The following is an 18,915-nucleotide window of genomic DNA, read 5'->3' on the forward strand; positions in this document are numbered from 1 at the left end:
ACAAGGGAGAGAGGTTCGAATGAAAAGCTTGCCGTTGCGCACAGCCGCCTGTGCGCTTGCCTTGACTTGGGCGCTAGCGCCCGCAGTCGCGGACGAAACCTGCAACTCGCCCTTCATGACCGGGCTGATCAAAGGTCAAGAGCAGTATCTCCATGTCTGGACGCTCGGCGAGAGAGGCGTCGGCGATGGATCCGACAAGCTTGTCACCATCGACGTCATTCCCGGCTCTGCGGCTTATGGCAAGGTGATTCACGCGATTTCCGTCGGCGGGCGCGGAGAAGCGCATCACATGGGGTTCACCGACGATCGCAAATTTCTCTGGGCGGGCCGTCTCGACGACAGCAAGATTTTCATCTTCGACGTGGGCTCCGACCCGTCGACGCCGAAGCTCGTCAAAACCATCGACAATCTCGCCGAGAGCACGGGCTATGTCGGCCCGCATACGTTCTACGCGCTGCCCGGCCGCATGTTGGTGCAGGCGCTCTCGAACAAGAAGGATCATGGCGGCGTCACTGGGTTGATCACCTACAACAACGCCGGCGAACTCATTACGACAACGCCGATGCCGCTCAATGACGGCGGCGATGGCTATGGCTACGACATCGCCATCAATCCCGCCCAGAACCGCATGCTGACGTCGAGCTTCACCGGCTGGACCAACTACATGATGGATCTTTCCCAGCTCATCCAGGACGATTCCGCGATGAAGAACTTCGGGAACACGATGGCGATGTGGGACCTGAAGGCGATGAAGCCTCTAAAGGTGTTCTCCGTTCCCGGCGCGCCGCTCGAAATTCGCTGGGCGCTCAAGCCCGGCGCCAATTGGGCGATCACCGCCGGCGCGCTCACCTCGAAACTCTACTTGATCAAGCAGGACGACAAGAACGAATGGCAGTCGAAAGCCGTCGCCGATGTCGGCGATCCATCGAAAATTCCGCTGCCCGTCGACATTTCGATTTCGTCCGATGCGACGTCGCTCTGGGTCAACACATTCATGGACGGAACGACGCGCCTTTTCGACCTTTCCGATCCGGAAGCGCCCAAACAGGTCTATGCGAAAAAAATCGGCGCGCAGGTGAACATGGTCTCGCAAAGCTGGGATGGGAAGCGCGTCTATTTCACGACCTCGCTGCTCGCCAACTGGGACAAGAAGGGCGCCGAGAACGAGCAGTTCCTCAAGGGCTACTCCTGGGACGGCAAGGAGCTGAAGCAGGACTTCGTCGTTGACTTCCACAAGGAAGGGCTCGGCCGCGCGCATCACATGAAATTCACCGCGCGCGCCCAAAAGGCTGAGCTGCCGTGAGCGCAAGCCGCAACCTTGCGCGCGTCAGGGGCGCCTTGGCGCTCGCGTTTGCCGCGACATCGGCTTTCGCGATGGAGCCGGCGGCTTTGAGACTGCCGGCGCCGGGAAGCTATGCGTTGCATCCGATCCAGCGCATGCCGGTCGCGTCGCTGCTCGATGCGCAGGGCAAGCGGACGCCGCTCTCCGCCTATACGCGGAGCGCGGTGACGGCGCTCGGCTTCTTCTATTCGCGCTGCGCCGATCCTCTCGGCTGCCCGGTCGCCTGGTCTACATTTGAAGAGACGCGAAAGCAGGCGGAGACCGATCCGCTCCTGAAGGGCAGGCTGCGCCTTGTCTTCGTGAGCGTCGATCCCGTCCGCGACACGCCTTCCGTCTTGCGCATGCTGGAGACGCAAGAGCGGGGCGGCGACGTGCCCTGGGTCTTTCTCACCGGCGCGAGCGAAGCAGAGATGACGCCGCTGCTCGCCGCTATGGGACAGGATATCGCCCATGAGACCGATCGCGCCGGGAAGCGCACCGGCGCGATCAATCATATGCTGAAAGTATTTCTGATCGATCCCGAAGGCTGGGTCCGCGAGATCTACAGCACGGCGTTCTTGACGCCGGACGGCCTGCTGAACGACCTGCGGACGCTCGCGATGGAGTTTCCGGACGCGAGCAACACGGTAGCGGTGAAATGAGCGTCGCGCCATCCTTCATTGCAAGGGGCGCCGCGAGGAAGCAGTGCAAGGGCGGCAGAGGTCGAACCGCGAAGCGCTCGGGGTTGGCGTCGCGTTTCCTCCCACGCGTGGCGCTATTGGTCGCGACCGCCCCGCAAGAAGGAAGTATCGCGCGCGTTTTGCAGACGTTCGCAGTGATGGTGATCGGCTGCGTCAACAGCGCCGCAGCGGAGGCCATCACACCGCCGTTGGGGCTTCCTCCAATTCCCGCCACGGTCGCCGGAACGCCGGCGATGCGCAAGCTCGGCGAGAAACTGTTCTTCGACCGCAGCCTTTCCGCGAATGGCACGCTCTCCTGCGCCATGTGCCACATTCCCGCGCAGGGCTTCGCATCAAACCAGAGCGCGCTTTCGATCGGCATGGAGGGGCAATCGCTGCGGCGTAACGCGCCCTCGCTCTACAATGTCGTCTTCAAGAAATTCCTCTTCCATGACGGTCGCGAGACCGATCTTGCCGCGCAGGTGTGGGGGCCGCTGCTCGCTGCTGACGAGATGGGCAACGGCGGCATCGGTCCGCTGATCGCCCGCCTTCGCACCCACGCGGATTATGGACCGCTGTTCGAGGCGGCCTTTCCGGGCGAAGGCGCGACAATGAGCACGCTGGGCCGCGCCATCGCCGCCTATGAAGCCTCGCTGTTGCGCGGCGGCGGGCGCTTCGATCGCGCGCTCTACGGGGGCGAGAAGGCGGCGCTGACGCCTCAGGAATGGCTAGGCTACGAGATTTTCATCGGAAAAGGCGGCTGCGCCGCCTGCCATACGATCGGACCCGAGACGGCGCTTTTCACCGACCAGTCCTGGCACAATACCGGGGTCGCCTTTCGGTCCGAGGCGACAGGCGGCGGCAAACGGCTGGTGCAACTCGCGCCCGGCGTCTTCCAACATGTCGACCTGGCGGCGGTCGGCCTCGCACTGACCGGCGCGCCAAAGGATATTGGCCGGTTTGAGATCACCAATGCGCCCGCCGACCGCTGGGCCTATACGACTCCAATGCTGCGCGGCGTAAGCGAGAGTCCGCCCTACATGCACGACGGAAGCTTGAGCACGATTGCCGAGGTTGTGGAATTCTACGACCGCGGCGGGGGAGGCAATCCGTCGCTCGACCCCAAGATCCACCCGCTGGATCTGACCGCGGAAGAAAAGGCGGCGATCGTCGCCTTTCTCGGAGCGCTTTGAATCGAGACAGCCGGGCTTCAACTCGCTGATCGTCGGCCGCGCCGCGCTAGGCCTTTTTTTGCGAGGCTCGGTCGCAAACCGGCCCGCGACAAACATTGACTTGAACGCGCCCTTTCTCCTATATGCGTGCGATCGGCGCCGCTCCAAAAGGGGCGGCGAATGTTTTGTGACGGCTGTGCGTCGTTACGGGCGCCGAACCATATTTGAGCGGTCTGCGGCGGAGCCGTGGGCGGCGATCGGCAAAACGAGCGCGGGAGCGGGCCAAGACGTCCCTTTCGCCAGCGGAGACGAACGGTGAAACGGACATTTCAGCCCAGCAAGATCGTGCGCAAGCGGCGTCACGGCTTTCGCGCCCGCATGGCCACCGTCGGCGGCCGCAACGTTATCGCCGCGCGGCGCGCACGCGGACGCAAGCGCCTCTCGGCCTGATCCGGAGCGATGCGGGCGAGGCGGATGGCTGCATGACGGCGCAAGTCCCCGCAGACGATGAGAAGTCCCCGCGCCCAGAGGTTCTGCGCCGGCGCGGAGATTTTATGCGGGCGTCGCGCGGCGCGCGCGTCGCCTTGCCGGCGTTTACGGTGCAGATGGCGCCGCAGGAGCAAAAGGACGCGCATGCGCCGGCCCGGTTCGGCTTCACGGTCACGCGGAAGGTCGCCGGGGCGGTGGACCGCAACCGCATCCGCCGCAGACTTCGCGAGGCCCTGCGGCTCGGCGGCGCCCTTGGCGGGACGCCTGGTCGCGACTACGTCTTCGTCGCGCGGCGCGCCGCCCTCTTAGCGCCGTTTCCCGAACTGCTCGCGCAGATGACCGAAGGACTCGCCAGATTGAATGATCGCGGCGCGGCGGGACTAAGACGCAAACAGGAAGACAGGCTGACGCGGCCATGAACGAGAACACAAAAAACATGCTCCTCGCCGCGGCCGTGTCGCTGATTTTCATCGGCCTGTGGGATTATTTCTACGCCTTCCCGGAGATGGACAAGCAGCGCCGTTCGCAGTCGGAGCAAGCGCGGCTCGCGCAGGTTCCCAAGCTTGGGGCGCCCGAGCAAAAGGCGACGGCGGCGCCTCCCGCCACGGCAGCGGCCAAGACCCGCGCTGAAGCGTTGGCGCTCAGCCCCCGCATCGCCATCGACACAAGGTCGATTTCCGGCTCGATCGCGCTGAAGGGCGGGCGCATCGACGATGTCTCCTTGAAGAATTATCGCGAGACCGTCGACCCCTCGAGCCCGATCATCACGCTGCTTTCGCCCGAGGACGCTCCCGGCGCCTACTACGCCGAGCTCGGCTATTTGACCGCCGAAACGCAGAACGCGCCCGTTCTGCCTACTACCGAGACGCTGTGGACGACCGATTCCGACAGGCTGACCGCGACAAGCCCGGTGACGCTCACCTGGGACAACGGCCGGGGCCTCGTCTTCAAGCGCATTATCGCCGTCGACGACGAATATCTCTTCACCGTCAAGGACAGCGTCGAAAACAAAGCCGACAAGCCGGTCACGCTTTACAATTATGCGCGCGTGAGCCGCGTCGGCCATCCGCCGTCCGCAGGCTACGCCGCTTTGCATGAAGGCTTCGTCGGCGTCGTTGGGGACGCCGGACAGGAAGTCACCTACGACAAGATCGAGAAGGAGACCGATGCGGCCAAAACCTTCAAAGGGGTCGGCGGCTGGGTCGGATTGACGGACAAATATTGGGCCGCGGTCGTCGCTCCAAATCAGAATGCGCCGATGGAGGCGCGCTACGCTTCAATGGGCGGCGCGGTGAAAACCTATCAGGCGGATACGGTCAGCGACCCGACCACGGTCGAGCCCGGAAAACCCGCGGAGGCGACAACATATGTCTTCGCCGGCGCCAAAGTCGTCGACGTGCTCGACGCCTATAAGCAGAATCCCGGCCTCAAACGCTTTGATCTGCTGATCGACTGGGGATGGTTCTACTTCATCACAAGGCCGATGTTCCGGCTGATCGACTTCCTTTACAAGCTCCTGGGCAATTTCGGCCTCGCCATTCTGGCGGTGACGGTGATCGTCAAGCTCGCCTTCCTGCCGCTCGCCAACAAAAGCTATCAGTCGATCGCCAAAATGAAGGCGATTCAGCCAAGAATTAAAGAGCTGAAGGAAAAATACGGCGACGACAAGCACAAGTTCAACATGGAGCAGATGGAGCTGTTCAAGCGGGAAAAGGTCAATCCCGCGAGCGGCTGTCTGCCGGTGATTGTGCAGATTCCCGTCTTCTTCTCGCTATATAAGGTGCTGGTCGTGACGATCGAAATGCGTCACGCGCCCTTCTTCGGCTGGATCAGGGATCTGTCGGCGCCCGACCCGACCAATGTCTTCAACCTCTTTGGTCTGCTGCCTTTCGATCCCACCCATGTCGCGATCTTCGGCCCCTATCTGGCGCTCGGCGTCTGGCCGCTGCTGATGGGCGTCTCGATGTGGCTGCAGATGAAGATGAACCCGGAACCCGCCGACGAGATTCAGAAGACGATGTTCGCCTGGATGCCGGTGATCTTCACATTCACCATGGGCGGCTTCGCGTCGGGACTGTTGATCTACTGGACATGGAACAATCTCCTGTCCATCGTTCAACAGGGCGTGATCATGAAGCGCGCCGGCGTGAAGTTCGAGTTCTGGGACAATCTGCGCAAGACGTTTCAGCGCGCGTAAGGGCGGCAGTCGGTCTTAGGCAGTCGGCAGCAGATAAGCCGATTGCCGACAGCCGATCTGCCGCTGCCGATCTCATGCAAGACACAACAGAGACCGATTTTTCCGAGCAGGGCCGCGTTCTCTTCGCTGGCCCCTGCGACTTTATCTTCGCGAGCGCCAAGGCGAGCGATCTGCCGCCGATCGGCCCGCCGGAGGTCGCCTTCGCCGGGCGCTCGAACGTCGGCAAATCCTCGCTCCTCAACGCCTTGACGAATCGCAAGACGCTGGCGCGCGTCTCCAACACGCCGGGCCGCACGCAACAGCTCAACTTCTTTGCGCTCGGCGGCGCGCCGGACGCAGCGCGCCTGCGCCTCGTCGACATGCCGGGCTATGGCTACGCGGCGGTCGGCAAGGAAAAGGTTGCGAGCTGGTCGCAGCTGATGCGCGACTATCTGAAGGGCAGGGCGAGTCTCGCCCGCGTTTTCGTGCTCGTCGACGGGCGGCGCGGCGTGAAGCCCCTGGACGAAGAGATGTTCGATCTCCTCGATCAGTCGGCTGTCTCTTACCAGGCGATTCTGACCAAGCATGACGAATTGAAGCGGGCCGAGCGCGACGAGGTCCTCGCCGCGACGGTCAAGGCGCTGGAGAAACGGCCGGCGGCGTTTCCCGAGGTGATATTCACGTCGGCGCAAAGCGGCGAGGGGATCGGCGCGCTACGCGGCGCCGTGGCGCGGCTTCTTTTCGAACGAAACGCTTGAATACGACGGGCGGGGCGGGGTAGTTGGGCGCGGAGCTCTAAAGCGCAGCGAGAAAGTGGAACCCGGTTTTTTCGCTTGAACCGCGCTCCGAGCTTTCGAAATCGATCACGCTAAACCGCATTTGGACGATTTCGCCCATATGCGGCGCGATCTGAGCTTTCCTCATCTCGAGAACCGAGCGAAGCTTGCGTCTCGAAGGACGAGGAATGCTGCGAGGCGCCTGCAAGGAACTGTCATGACCGACGCCGCCGACACCGCGCTCCAGCAGGCCCGCATTCTCATGCAGGCGCTGCCGCACATGCTGCGCTATGACGACGCCATCGTCGTGGTGAAATACGGCGGCCACGCCATGGGCGACGATCAGGTGGCGCGCGATTTCTCGCGCGACATGGTCCTGCTCGAACAGTCCGGGGTCAATCCGGTCGTGGTGCATGGCGGCGGGCCGCAGATCGGCGCGATGCTGAAGCGGCTCGGCGTCGAGTCGCGCTTTGCCGACGGCCTGCGCATCACCGACGAAGAGACGATGGACGTCGTCGAAATGGTGCTCGCCGGAGCCATCAACAAGCAGATCGTCGGCTTTATCAATTCCGAGGGCGGGCGCGCCATCGGCTTGACCGGCAAGGATGGGCGCATGGTCACCGCCAAAAAGCTGGAGCGCCCCGACGGCGTCGATCTCGGCTTTGTCGGCGAACCTGACAAGGTCGACACGACCGTGCTCGATCAGGTGCTGGGCCGCGAACTCATTCCGGTGCTGGCCCCGGTGGCGCAAGGTCCCGACGGCGCGAGCTATAACGTCAACGCCGACACCTTCGCCGGGGCCATCGCCGGCGCGCTTCACGCCAAGCGCCTCATCTTCCTCACCGACGTCCCGGGCGTGCTCGACAAGGACAAGAACATCATAGAGGAGCTGAAGGTCCAGGACATTCCCGGCCTCATCGCCGAAGGCGTGATCACCGGCGGCATGATCCCGAAAGTCGAAACCTGCATGTACGCCATCGAGCGCGGGGTCGAGGGCGTCGTTATCCTGGACGGGAAACTACCGCACGCCGTGCTGATCGAACTGCTCACCGATCATGGCGCCGGCACGCTGATCACGCGGTGAAAGGACGTTACATAGGGTCCTCTTCAGCGCGTCATGGCCGGCCTTGCGCCCGCCATCCACGCCGAGAAGCCGCGCCCTCACTAGGGAGATGCACAAGCGAGTTTGAATCTCCGGCCGATCGCGATGTCACGGCATGGATGCCCGCGACAAGCGCGGGCATGACGGGTGGAGGACAGCGAGTCCTCAGATGAACATTTTCATTCTCACCGGGGCGGGCGTTTCCGCCGAGAGCGGGCTCGGCGTCTTTCGCGGGCCGGGCGCGGCGCTGTGGAAGCGCCATGATCCGATACAGCTCGCGACGCCCGAAGCCTTCGCCCGCGATCCGGCGCTGGTGCATGAGTTTTACAATGCGCGGCGGCGCAATCTCATCGCCGCTTCGCCCAACGCCGCTCATGTAGCGCTGGCGCGGCTGGAAGCTAGCCTTGCGCAGCGTGGCGGCGCGTTGACTCTGGTGACGCAGAACATCGACGATCTGCATGAGCGCGGTGGATCGATCCGCGTGATTCACATGCACGGCGAATTGCTGAAAGCGCGTTGCGCGTCATGCGGTGCCGTGAGCGATTACCGCGACGATCTTGCCGTCGACTCGCGCTGCGACTGCGACGGCGCGCTGCGCCCGCATGTCGTCTGGTTCGGCGAAACGCCGCTTTATATGGACGAGATATATGCGGCGCTCGATGTGGCCGATCTCTTCGTCGCCATCGGCACGTCTGGCGCGGTTTATCCGGCGGCGAGCTTTGTGCGCGAGGCGCGGGCGAAAGGCTTGCGTTGCTGCGAACTCAATCTTGAGGCTTCCGAAAACGCCGAGGAATTCGACGACAGACGCTACGGCCCTGCGAGCGAGACCGTCCCGTCATGGGTCGAGGAGATACTAGCGCGATGAATCAGTGTCATTCCCGACGCGCGAAGCGCGATCGGGAATCCAGAGCAACCACAACGATCGCTCGCATTGCTCTGGATTCCCGCTTTCGCGGGAATGACATGCGGCGGCGTCTCTCGCGATGACCAAACTCTCGCCCGACAAATCCCGCTTCGCCGGGATCGACACATGGGTGTTTGATCTCGACAATACGCTCTATCCGCAGACCGCCGATCTCTGGCCAAAGATCGATGCGCGCATCACGCTGTTCATGATGCGGCTCTTCGGCCTCGACGCGATTTCGCTGCGCGCGCTGCAAAAACATTATTACCGCCAATACGGCACAACGCTGCGCGGGCTGATGACCGAACACGGGATCGACGCCGAAGCCTATCTGACTTATGTGCATGACATCGACCGCTCATCGCTTGCGCATAATCACTCGCTTGCGGAAGCGATCGCCGCGCTGCCCGGTCGCAAGCTGATCCTCACCAATGGCTCGCGCCATCACGCGATCGAAACCGCGAAGCAGCTTGGAATCGATCATGTCTTCGAAGATATTTTCGACATCATCGCCGCGGAGTTCATCGCCAAGCCTGATGAGGGCGCCTACATGCGCTTCTTCGAGAAGCTGAAGATCGCGCCCAAGCGCGCGGCGATTTTCGAAGATATCGACCGCAATCTCGTCGTGCCGCATGCGCGCGGCATGACGACGGTATTGGTGCTGCCGTCCCACGACAAAGGCCCGGAGCGGGAGACATGGGAAATCGCCACCGGCGACGAGCCGCATGTGGATTTCGTGACCGATGATTTGGTGGGGTTTTTGGAGGGATTGATTGGGGATTAAGTCGTAAGCTGTTCCATCAAGATCAGATCGGTGTCTTGCGGCTTGGCGCCGGCGGCCGTCAACATCGCATGAATCTGGCCCCGATGATGGGTCTGGTGATTGAAGATGTGGCTGACGACGAGCCACTTCGGCTTGGCGACATCCGATTGCATTAGGCTTGAACGCCAGATGAGCTCGCCGGCGAGCCAGTCGTCGGTAACGGCGTCCGCCCAGGCGATCAGCCTGTCGTCGCAGGCGAGGCGGTCCTGTTTCAAGCTGTCCCAATCGTCGCGATAGGAAGCCGATTTGCTCAGCGGCGTGGAAGGCCTCGGGGCGTCGGCAATGCGGCTCAGCCACATATGGTCCGCCCAGAGAAGATGGTTGAGAGTCGCATGAATTGATTTGAAGAAAGCAGCGCGGTCCTTGCGCCGCTCTTTGTCCGACAGGCTGTCGGCGGCGGCGTAAAGGCTGCCGTTTTGCCAGCGATTGTAGCGCGCCATGGTCTGTACAAATGTTGAGCGTATCATGAGACTATCGTGCCTCTTTGCGCTGCGGCGCTTGCTTATGGTTTCCCGCGTGGATGCCCGGCACAAGCCGGGCATGACGCCGAAAGTTTGCGCCAGGTCTCTCTTCGTTGCGCCCGATCATCGTCAAATCCGGTGGTCCGGCCATCAATGCATTGCAGTCCTTGCCCTTCGAGACGCCGCTTTCGGCGGCTCCTTGGTCCTCAGCGTGAGGGGTTAGAACCGCGCCGCCTTTCCTGCTCGCCACCGCCCCCTTGTTGACTCCCTTCGCCAGACTCCTACAACCGCGCCAGCAATCACCGCATCATCTCGGGAATTTCATGTCGCACACCGGACTTGAGACGCTCATCACCGCCGCTTTCGAAGATCGCGCCAATATCACCGCCGAGACCCAGGGCGATGTCCGCCGCGCTGTCGACAGCGCGCTGCGTTTGCTCGACGCCGGCAAGCTGCGCGTCGCCGAAAAAATCGACCGCCAGGATGGTCCAGAAAGCTGGAAGGTCAATCAGTGGCTGAAAAAAGCCGTGCTGCTGTCCTTCCGCCTGAACGACATGGCGGTAATCGCCGGCGGACCCGGCGGCGCGACCTGGTGGGACAAGGTCCCTTCTAAATTCGTCGGCTGGGGCGCGGGCGAGCATTCGGCGGCGGGCTTTCGCTCCGTTCCGGGCGCGATCGTGCGCCATTCGGCCTATGTCGCGCCAGGTGCGATATTGATGCCGTCCTTCGTCAATCTCGGCGCTTATGTCGACAGCGGCACCATGGTCGACACCTGGGTCACCGTCGGCTCCTGCGCGCAGATCGGCAAGAATGTGCATCTTTCGGGCGGCGTCGGCATCGGCGGCGTGTTGGAGCCGCTGCAGGCCAATCCCACCATCATCGAGGACGATTGCTTCATCGGCGCGCGCTCCGAGGTCGTCGAAGGCGTCGTCGTCGGCAAGGGCTCAGTGCTCTCCATGGGCGTTTTCATCGGCGCTTCGACCAAAATCGTCGACCGCGCCACCGGCAAGATTCACATGGGCTATGTGCCGCCCTATTCGGTGGTCGTCTCCGGCAGCCTGCCGGGCAAGCCTTTGCCGGGCGGCGCGCCGGGCCCCTCGCTCTATTGCGCGGTGATCGTCAAGACGGTCGATGCGCAGACGCGCAGCAAAACCGGCATCAACGAGCTTCTGAGGGATTGATGGACGCCGCGCGCCTGCGCTTTCTCTATCAAACCGAGCAGGGCCGCATCGATCGCGCGACCTGGCGGCGCGGCGCGGCCGCGCTCGTCGCAGTTCTTCTGTCGCTGACGCTGATCTGGTTCGCGCTTCAGCCCTATTCGGCCCATGATCTGACGACGACGCCCTTCTTTGCGCCGATGACGATCCTCGCCTATGCCTATGTCATTTTTTACGCTTTCGCCGTCATGCTCTGCGTTGTCAGCTTCATCAATCTTTCGGCCAAGCGCTTTCGCGATCGGGAGCTCTCGCCGCCGCTTGGCCTCGCGAGTCTTGCGCCACTCCTGGCGCTCATCGCCGGCGCAGCCCATTTTCTCCAGCCTTACGTCGCCGAAGTCATGTCCCGCTGGTATGTCTGGGGCGTCGACGCGCTCTTTGTCGCCGCCGCTCTATGGACCATCTATGAACTGGGTTGGCGCGAGAATGAATCCGGCGCGCCCCGAGCATGAGGAAGTGGCGCTGATGAGCGGATTGGCGCATCACTCTCCGGTTTGCGGGAGAGGGTGGCCCGGCCAATGGGCGTCTGTAAAGACGCCCATCGAGAACGACGGGCTTTCGCCGGGTCGGCTGAGGGCGCCACTGCCGATTGCGCCGTCATCACCCTCATCCGTCGCGCGTTCCGCGGGACACCTTCTCCCGCAAGCGGGAGAAGGGCGCCTCTGATATTATCGGCCAAATGACCCAATCCCGCGCTGTCGCGCTCACTCGCGAACTCATCCGCTGTCCGTCCGTAACGCCGGTCGACGCCGGCACGCTGGACGTGGTCGAAAAGGCGCTGAAGGCCGCCGGATTTGAGACGCATCGAATTGTCTTCACCGCGCCAGGGACGGCGGATGTCGACAATCTCTTCGCCAGGATCGGCGAAGGCGCGCCACATCTCGCCTTCGCCGGGCATACCGACGTCGTGCCGCCGGGCGATATTGCACGCTGGCGTTACGCCCCCTTCGCCGCGGAAATATCCGACGGCCGCGTCTATGGCCGCGGCGCCTCGGACATGAAGGGCGCCATCGCCGCATTCGTCGCGGCGGCGCTTCGCTACGTCGAGCGGCATGGCGCGCCGAAGGGAACGCTCTCGCTGCTCATCACCGGCGATGAGGAAGGCGTTTCGATCAACGGCACCGTGAAGCTCCTCGAATGGGCGCAATCGCGCGGCGAGCGTTTCGATCACTGCATCGTCGGCGAGCCGAGCAATGTCTCGACGCTCGGCGACATGATCAAGATCGGCCGGCGCGGTTCGCTCAACGGGCGCATTCGCGTCATCGGCAAGCAGGGCCATGTCGCCTATCCGCATCGCGCGGAAAATCCGGCGCCGATCATCGCGCGCATCGTCGACGCGCTTTCGGGGCATGAACTCGACAAGGGCACGACCCATTTCGAGCGCTCCAATCTTGAATTTTCCACGATCGACATCGGCAACAAAGCTGTCAACGTCATCCCTGGCGAGGCGCGCGCCGAATTCAACGTGCGCTTCAATGACGTCTGGACGCATGACTCGCTGAAGGAACGCATTCTGCAGGTGATCAAGGCGGCGGCGCCGAACGCCAATGTCGAAGTCGAATTCCCGCCGTCGAACGCCGTCTCCTTCATCACCAAGCCCGGTCCCTTCACCGAACTTGTGATCGAGGCGGTGCGGCAGGTGACGGGCCTGACGCCCGAACTCTCGACGACGGGCGGCACGTCCGACGCGCGCTTTATCGTCAATTATTGTCCGGTGCTTGAGTTCGGCCTGACCAATGAGACCATCCACGCCGTCAATGAGAATGCGCGCGTCGCCGACATCGACCAGCTTTGCGCCGTGTATCTGAATGTGCTGGAGCGCTACTTCCGTTCATGAGGCTCTAGATCACGTTGCATTTGGGCGAATTCGCCCAAATGCAGATAACGTGATCGAGTCAAAACCCGTTCCCACTTTTTCGCGAGCCGCGCTCTAAGGTGAAGCCGACAGCCCAAAAGCTCGAATCTCATACGCTTGATGGGTGAAGAGCATTTCGGGCGACAATAGCGACAAGGATGATGCAATCGGCGGCGGGGCCCGGCCAATCCGGGAGTTTTTTGGGTAGACGACCTTCGTCAGCGCCGTTCTGCCAGAAGGCGGGCCGATGGTAATCAGCAGGGTGCTTGTGTCCTTTCTGCTGGCGTCGAACAGCGACGGGCTTGCTGGCGTGGAGACGCGCACAAGGCTCCACGAGGGCGTGGCGTTGACGTTGAACCGCAGCGCGAATTGCACTTGATGGGTGAGCGTGGAAATCGGATTTCCCATAAGGATTTTTCTGAAGTCCGTCTTATAGCAGGCTTCGCTCTGTTCGGCTTCGCCAGCGAACATCGTCATTTTTTCCGCTTGTTCAACATCGAGCGGGAACCCCAAAAAGGCGCATTTCTTAACCGGCTCCAGCACATCGTCGAGCCAATCGTGCAGTTTAAGATCTGCTTCGATAGTAATGCCGGCGATCGAATAGCATGGTCTCGTATCGGAAAGTTCGACAAATTCTCTTCTTTCATTCAGGAACAGTTCGAACGGGTAAACGAATTGGACCATGTCCTCTCGACTGGGATTATATTGGACGCCTGCGCCGACGCCGAATCGATAGGATTGCTGCACAGTGTGCCGCGTGGTGTTCGCCAGCCACACGACCGCATCGGGCAAATTGGGGGTCAGAAAGGAAATCCCCGGATTGAAAGCAACCGAATCGTCGACTTTGACATTCAAATCGATCAAAGCGTTCCAGGTCTCGAGCCATTCGAGCTTACGCGCCCCCCATTGGCCGGCCTGATCGCGCTTGATCTGATACCTGACCGCGTTGCTGATTTCGCATTGCACTCCTCTGATCACGTCGTAGAGAATGCGCTTCTTTCTTTCATGCCCGAGCAAGGGCGCGGCTTCCGGAAGGATGCAGCTCGAAAGGCCAGGGGCGATCAAGCAGATGGCCGCAATGAAAGATATGGATCGACGAATTAATGCGCGCTCAGCCATGTTGAGCACTCCTCAGCCAGACTCGGTCAAATAACTGAATAACAATCAACTACACTGCCGATGAGGCGTACGCGCAGCGCCGACTCGCTCAAGCTGCAACGATCATAGGCAAGCGTGAGCAGCGGCGCAACAATTGGAGAATAAACAGGTATTTTGCACCGCGCCGACAGGTTGACGCCTGGCCTGTTCCGTCGAACGCCGAATGTGTGATGTGAAACTTTTCACCCCTGCTGGCGTTTTGTCGCTGACGCCTCACGCTCGCCGTAAAATCAGCAATGCTCCGACATTTTTCCATGTACATCGCTTCTGGGTCGTCATGCTATTCGTCCGACCGTCGGCTCAATGCGCCAAGCACCTAAAGCGCGGAAGAGGGAAGCTAAATGAGCGAGACACCTCTCAGCGATTGGACACCGATCGCCTATTTGCAAAGGGAAGAAGAGCGCCGCCGAAACGAGCAAAAGCCGGCGGGAGCGGCGCCGCCTGGGCAGGAGTTTCCTAACAACGATGAAAAGCCTTTGAGCGGCGTGACTGTCGTAAATCTGCAGCGAAGATTTCTTCTCCTCGAACAACGTCTCTCTATTCTTGAGCAGCGGGAGCATGAGCGTCAAATTAGAGAAAAGTTTGAAGCCACTTCGCCGCAGTCCCAAACAGGGATGCCGACCGGCGGGACGGCATATTTCGGAGACGATATTTCCGTCCGTCAAGGAGAAGATTATTCGAAGGTGAAATCACGGCCAGAATTCACTTACAGCAAAGTCGAACAGGATGAGTCGGCCGACGATCGTAAAATCTGTGATCCGCATGCTCAATCACATGCAAGCGACTCATGGCGCGACAACAGGAGCAGGACTCCAAGCGATTTTGTCGAGATACATCCACTGCGGAACGGCGAGCCAATTCAGGCGGGGCCGGCGCGCAAGGTAGCAGAAGCGCTTAATTCCTTCGTGGTCACCGCATTCTTGGCTGGTTCGATTGGCTTTATGAGCGCAATCCTCCTTGTGCCCGCTGAAAAAGCGGTCCAATTTCACGCTCTCGTTAGCATCGCCGTTAAAGCGATTTCTGAAGGTTCTCATACGAAATAGCATCCGCTTTCCGGCAGGGACGGCCTCGCCTGCAGCATTGCCGACGAAGAATTCCTCGTTGTCGTCGAAGCTAACCAGCTAAATTCCAGCCGCGCGGCGTCAATCGCCAAAGGACGGCGAGGAATCAGCAGGGGCAGTCGCCGAGAGGCGTCGACGGGAGGCGCGGACTGAAGAGCGACCAGGTCAGCGGTTGAAGGACTTGGAGGCGGAGAACGCCGTTCAGATTGGGGAGCCTGCGCAATCCACCCGACATCGAAAAGCTGGAAGACGCTGGGCTGCTGCAGCAACCGACCCCCGAAGCGGATCTCGACGGCGTTTTGGGTCTGCGCAAAGAAGACGCGGAACAATTGCACGAGACAGCAGACGCTTGGGACGAACCGTCGGAAGTGGAATAAGTTCGCAGGCGGTGTCAAATCCGACTATCCTTCGCGGTCAGTTCCTCGCAGATCAGGAACGCGCGCTCGCGATAGTTTGAGAGAGGACCAGTCCGCACTACACCCCGCCCTTGGGGCCGTAACATTGCCGCGCCGAAGGCCAAATGGCAGGTTTGAATTGACATATTGGGTCTATGCGTGAGCGCTGTCGCTTGATCGCCAGCTCGCTCGGTCGACGCGCTTTAGGTCATGCTCGCGCATTAACGCCTTTGTGTCGGATTTTGGCGCGCATGATTGACGTCGCAAAACGTCGGCCTTGAGATAGATCACGTCAGCGGAATGTTTTGCACGTGGACGCGACGATGATCTGCGTCCATGATTTATAGCTACGATGCTGGAGATGAGCATAAATTGAATGACGCATCGCCATGAAAGAACTCTGTGGCAGGAACGGGCGTTTTGACTGATCAAGCTGAGAGGAAGCGTCAAACTGAAGACCTTGAGATGAGCGCGGCGTCACTGTCGGGTGACGACCTCAACGCGGCAGTTCTTCAGATCGTGCGCGAGCTTGTTGTTGAACTGCATCCAAACCTGATAGATCCGCGCCTCGTGCGGCTTGACAGCGATCTCGATCGCGATTTGGCGCTCGACAGTCTGTCGCGGGCGGAACTGCTCTTGCGGCTGAATCGTAAATTCAAGGCGCAGCTTCCGGAACGGCTGATCGGCGAGGCCGATCGCCCATGCGATCTCGTAGACGCCCTTCTCGCCTCAGGTTTGGATATCCCTCAAAGCGCGGCTATTCCGCGAACTGCGCCTCCAACGCTTGAGTCGGTGGAGGAGCCGATCGAGGCGAGCACCTTGATTGAGGCGCTCATCGCGCATGCGGAGCATCATGGCGACCGTGCGCATGTGTTGCTCTGGCGCAGCGAGGGCTCCCCGGAACCGCTCTCCTACCGGGAACTCTATCACGACGCGCGCAAAGCCGCGGGCGGCCTGATTGAACGCAGCGTTCGACCGGGGGGGCGGGTTGCGATCATGCTGCCGACGGGCCGTGACTTCTTCGTCGCATTTTTCGCCGTTCTATTCGCCGGCGCGATTCCAGTGCCGATCTATCCGCCGTTTCGACTGTCGCAGATTGAGGATCACCTGCGTCGCCAGGCCGGTATCTTGGCGAACGCCGAGGCGAGCGCGCTCATCACCAGCGCCGACATACGGATCGTCGGCAATTTGCTGTTTGGTTTGGTTGGCGCGTTGCAGGACATCATGACGGTCCCGGACCTCGCCAAAGCGGAAGCCTTGCCGGCGCCTTTGCCGGCGACGGCGGATACGACGGCTCTCATCCAATATACGTCGGGCAGCACGGGCGACCCCAAGGGAGTCGTGCTGTCTCACGGCAATCTTCTCGCCAATATTCGCGCCATGGGTTCGGCGTTGAAGGCCTCGTCCGCGGACAGGGTCGTCAGCTGGCTGCCGCTCTATCACGACATGGGCCTGATCGGCTGTTGGCTGGGCGGCCTCTATTATGGGGCGCCGGTCCTGATCATGTCGCCGCTGTCGTTTCTTGCCGATCCCGCGCGCTGGCTCTGGGCGATCTGCGAGCATAAGGCGACGATTTCGGCGGCTCCTAATTTTGCATATGAGTTCTGCCTCAAATCGATCAGCAACACGAGGATCGCGGGCCTCGATCTTTCATCACTGCGCGCGATCCTGAATGGCGCCGAGCCCGTCAGCCCGATATCGATCACGCGCTTTGCTGAAAGATTCGCGCCTTATGGGTTTCAGTCGCAGATGATGACGCCGGTCTATGGTCTCGCAGAAAACGCGGTCGGCCTCGCCTTTCCGCCGCTCGGTAGAGGGCCTCTCATTGATCGCGTCGATCGACGCGCGCTGGATCGAGACGGCGCCGCGCGCATCGCGGTGGCGGAGGGTGCGGAAGTTGTCTCCTTGGTGGCGTGCGGGTGGCCGCTCCCGCGTCACGAAATTCGCGTCGTCGACGACGCAAGTCGCGAATTGCCCGAGCGCCGGGAGGGCCGCATTCAATTTCGGGGGCCATCGGCGACGCGGGGCTATTACCAAAATCCCGAAAAGACGCGCGCTCTGTTCGACGGCGATTGGCTGGAGACGGGCGATCGTGGCTATATCGCTGGCGGCGACGTCTTCATCACCGGCCGCATCAAGGATTTGATTAAGCGCGCGGGACGCAACATCTATCCGCAAGAACTGGAAGAGACCGTCGGATCGATCGAAGGGGCGAGAAAAGGCTGCGTCGCGATTTTTCCAACGCTCGACGCGCGCGCCGGAACGGAACGGCTGATCGTCATGGCCGAGACGCGCCTGACCGATGAAACGCGCCGGGAAGCTTTACGAAAATCGATTGTCGAGGCATCTCAAGCCTTGCTCGACTTCGCGCCGGACGAAGTCGTTCTCGTCCCGCCGCACTCGGTCCCAAAGACTTCAAGCGGAAAAATACGTCGATCCGCCGCCCGCGCGATGTTCGAGACCGGTCAATTGCACATCAAGAGCACAAGCCCGCGCTGGCAGCTCTTGCGCATTGCCCTGGCCGGCATTGGGCCTCGGCTGAGTCGCGCTTTGTCGAACCTAACGACCTTGGCCTTTGATGCTTACGCTTGGGTTGCGCTCGCCCTGATCGCTGTCTGCGTATGGCCGTGCGTGATATTGGTGCCAAAGCGGGCATGGCGCCATCACATCGTCAGCGCGGGCGCGCGCCTGTTTTTTCGCTTGATTGGGTGCCGGCTGACGGTCGAGCGCGAAGCGCCGCTGCCGCAAGATAACGCCATCATCGTCGCCAATCATTCCAGCTATCTCGACAGCGCTGTGCTGGTTGCGATTTGCCCTGGCGAAATCTCCTTCATTGCGAAGGAGGAGCTTGCGCATCAAATCGTCGCGGGACCCTTCTTGCGCCGCTTGGGCGCGATTTTCGTTCGCCGTTCCGACCCGGCCGGCGGCGTGGCCGACGCTGGGGCGGCCCTTGAATCGGCGCATGCCGGCGTTCGGCTGATTTGGTTCCCGGAGGGAACCTTTTCGCGGATGCCAGGACTATTGGAGTTCCATATCGGCGCCTTCTCGATCGCCGCGCAATTGGGGCTTCCTGTCGTTCCGATCACAATTTGCGGCACACGTTCGATTCTGCGCAGCGGCTCATGGCTGTTCCGGCGCGGCGCCATCACCGTGCATATCGGCGCGCCGATCAGGCCTGCAGGCGAAGATTTTGAAGCCGCGGTCGCGTTGCGTGATGCGACGCGAGAAAAGATATTGGAGCGTTGCGGCGAACCAGACCTCGGTCATGAGCGCGTGGCGCTGCCCACATGACGAAAACGCCGGCGCTCGCATCACGGAGCCCGCGCTA

The 18,915-nt window shown here is 61.4% G+C and carries 18 protein-coding genes; 16 read left to right on the forward strand and 2 right to left on the reverse strand.

The window, feature by feature from the left end:
• Window positions 1-19: 19 nt before the first annotated feature.
• From QZ964_RS03590 to QZ964_RS03635, 10 genes are all read left to right on the forward strand, one after another.
• Window positions 20-1,303: a selenium-binding protein SBP56-related protein gene (locus QZ964_RS03590; RefSeq protein ID WP_292528865.1), complete on the forward strand. Its 1,284-nt coding sequence runs from the start codon at window positions 20-22 to the stop codon at window positions 1,301-1,303.
• Window positions 1,300-1,983: an SCO family protein gene (locus QZ964_RS03595; RefSeq protein WP_292528867.1), complete on the forward strand. Its 684-nt coding sequence runs from the start codon at window positions 1,300-1,302 to the stop codon at window positions 1,981-1,983. The genes QZ964_RS03590 and QZ964_RS03595 overlap by 4 nt, the downstream gene beginning before the upstream one ends.
• A 158-nt stretch (window positions 1,984-2,141) precedes the next feature.
• The gene (locus tag QZ964_RS03600; protein WP_292528869.1) at window positions 2,142-3,194 is read left to right on the forward strand and encodes a cytochrome c peroxidase; all 1,053 of its coding nucleotides are present in this window, start codon (window positions 2,142-2,144) and stop codon (window positions 3,192-3,194) included.
• Between the two features lie 294 nt (window positions 3,195-3,488).
• Window positions 3,489-3,623 (forward strand): 50S ribosomal protein L34, encoded by a 135-nt coding sequence (gene rpmH, locus QZ964_RS03605; RefSeq protein ID WP_083858773.1) that lies wholly within the window; start codon window positions 3,489-3,491, stop codon window positions 3,621-3,623.
• Between the two features lie 32 nt (window positions 3,624-3,655).
• The gene (gene rnpA / locus QZ964_RS03610) at window positions 3,656-4,081 is read left to right on the forward strand and encodes a ribonuclease P protein component (protein WP_292528875.1); all 426 of its coding nucleotides are present in this window, start codon (window positions 3,656-3,658) and stop codon (window positions 4,079-4,081) included.
• Complete coding sequence (gene yidC, locus QZ964_RS03615; RefSeq protein WP_292528876.1) at window positions 4,078-5,859, forward strand: membrane protein insertase YidC; 1,782 nt, start codon at window positions 4,078-4,080, stop codon at window positions 5,857-5,859. The genes rnpA and yidC overlap by 4 nt, the downstream gene beginning before the upstream one ends.
• A gap of 74 nt (window positions 5,860-5,933) precedes the next feature.
• Entirely contained in the window at window positions 5,934-6,596 is a 663-nt protein-coding gene (gene yihA, locus QZ964_RS03620; protein ID WP_292528878.1) for a ribosome biogenesis GTP-binding protein YihA/YsxC, read from the forward strand.
• Between the two features lie 235 nt (window positions 6,597-6,831).
• On the forward strand, window positions 6,832-7,698 hold the full coding sequence (gene argB / locus QZ964_RS03625) for an acetylglutamate kinase (RefSeq protein WP_292528881.1): 867 nt from the start codon (window positions 6,832-6,834) through the stop codon (window positions 7,696-7,698).
• 187 nt (window positions 7,699-7,885) lie between these two features.
• The gene (locus QZ964_RS03630; protein ID WP_292528883.1) at window positions 7,886-8,581 is read left to right on the forward strand and encodes an NAD-dependent deacylase; all 696 of its coding nucleotides are present in this window, start codon (window positions 7,886-7,888) and stop codon (window positions 8,579-8,581) included.
• Window positions 8,582-8,699: 118 nt separating this feature from the next.
• Entirely contained in the window at window positions 8,700-9,404 is a 705-nt protein-coding gene (locus QZ964_RS03635; RefSeq protein ID WP_292528885.1) for a pyrimidine 5'-nucleotidase, read from the forward strand.
• On the opposite strand, the gene QZ964_RS03640 is transcribed toward QZ964_RS03635, so the two are convergent.
• Window positions 9,401-9,910: a DinB family protein gene (locus QZ964_RS03640; RefSeq protein ID WP_292528887.1), complete on the reverse strand. Its 510-nt coding sequence runs from the start codon at window positions 9,908-9,910 to the stop codon at window positions 9,401-9,403. The genes QZ964_RS03635 and QZ964_RS03640 overlap by 4 nt on opposite strands.
• A gap of 317 nt (window positions 9,911-10,227) precedes the next feature.
• On the opposite strand from QZ964_RS03640, the gene dapD reads away from it, so the two are divergent.
• From dapD to dapE, 3 genes are all read left to right on the forward strand, one after another.
• Window positions 10,228-11,085, forward strand: coding sequence for a 2,3,4,5-tetrahydropyridine-2,6-dicarboxylate N-succinyltransferase (dapD, locus tag QZ964_RS03645; protein WP_292528888.1), 858 nt, complete (start codon window positions 10,228-10,230; stop codon window positions 11,083-11,085).
• A complete protein-coding gene (locus QZ964_RS03650; protein WP_292528889.1) occupies window positions 11,085-11,570 on the forward strand; it encodes a hypothetical protein in 486 nt (161 codons plus the stop codon). Before dapD ends, QZ964_RS03650 begins: the two co-directional genes overlap by 1 nt.
• Before the next feature lie 227 nt (window positions 11,571-11,797).
• A complete protein-coding gene (gene dapE, locus QZ964_RS03655; protein ID WP_292528891.1) occupies window positions 11,798-12,955 on the forward strand; it encodes a succinyl-diaminopimelate desuccinylase in 1,158 nt (385 codons plus the stop codon).
• Between the two features lie 93 nt (window positions 12,956-13,048).
• On the opposite strand, the gene QZ964_RS03660 is transcribed toward dapE, so the two are convergent.
• Complete coding sequence (locus tag QZ964_RS03660; protein WP_292528893.1) at window positions 13,049-14,092, reverse strand: hypothetical protein; 1,044 nt, start codon at window positions 14,090-14,092, stop codon at window positions 13,049-13,051.
• Window positions 14,093-14,472: 380 nt separating this feature from the next.
• Here QZ964_RS03660 and QZ964_RS03665 point away from each other — a divergent pair, with 380 nt between their 5' ends.
• The 3 genes from QZ964_RS03665 (at window position 14,473) to QZ964_RS03675 (ending at window position 18,878) form a co-directional block, all read left to right on the forward strand.
• Window positions 14,473-15,174 (forward strand): hypothetical protein, encoded by a 702-nt coding sequence (locus tag QZ964_RS03665; protein ID WP_292528894.1) that lies wholly within the window; start codon window positions 14,473-14,475, stop codon window positions 15,172-15,174.
• 224 nt (window positions 15,175-15,398) lie between these two features.
• Window positions 15,399-15,569 carry a hypothetical protein gene (locus tag QZ964_RS03670; RefSeq protein WP_292528896.1) on the forward strand — a complete coding sequence of 57 codons (171 nt, stop codon included), beginning with the start codon at window positions 15,399-15,401 and terminating at the stop codon, window positions 15,567-15,569.
• 483 nt (window positions 15,570-16,052) lie between these two features.
• A complete protein-coding gene (locus QZ964_RS03675) occupies window positions 16,053-18,878 on the forward strand; it encodes an AMP-binding protein (RefSeq protein ID WP_292528898.1) in 2,826 nt (941 codons plus the stop codon).
• Window positions 18,879-18,915: the final 37 nt, after the last annotated feature.

This window comes from Methylocystis sp., from assembly GCF_021731785.1.
In the GTDB taxonomy this organism is placed as follows: domain Bacteria; phylum Pseudomonadota; class Alphaproteobacteria; order Rhizobiales; family Beijerinckiaceae; genus Methylocystis.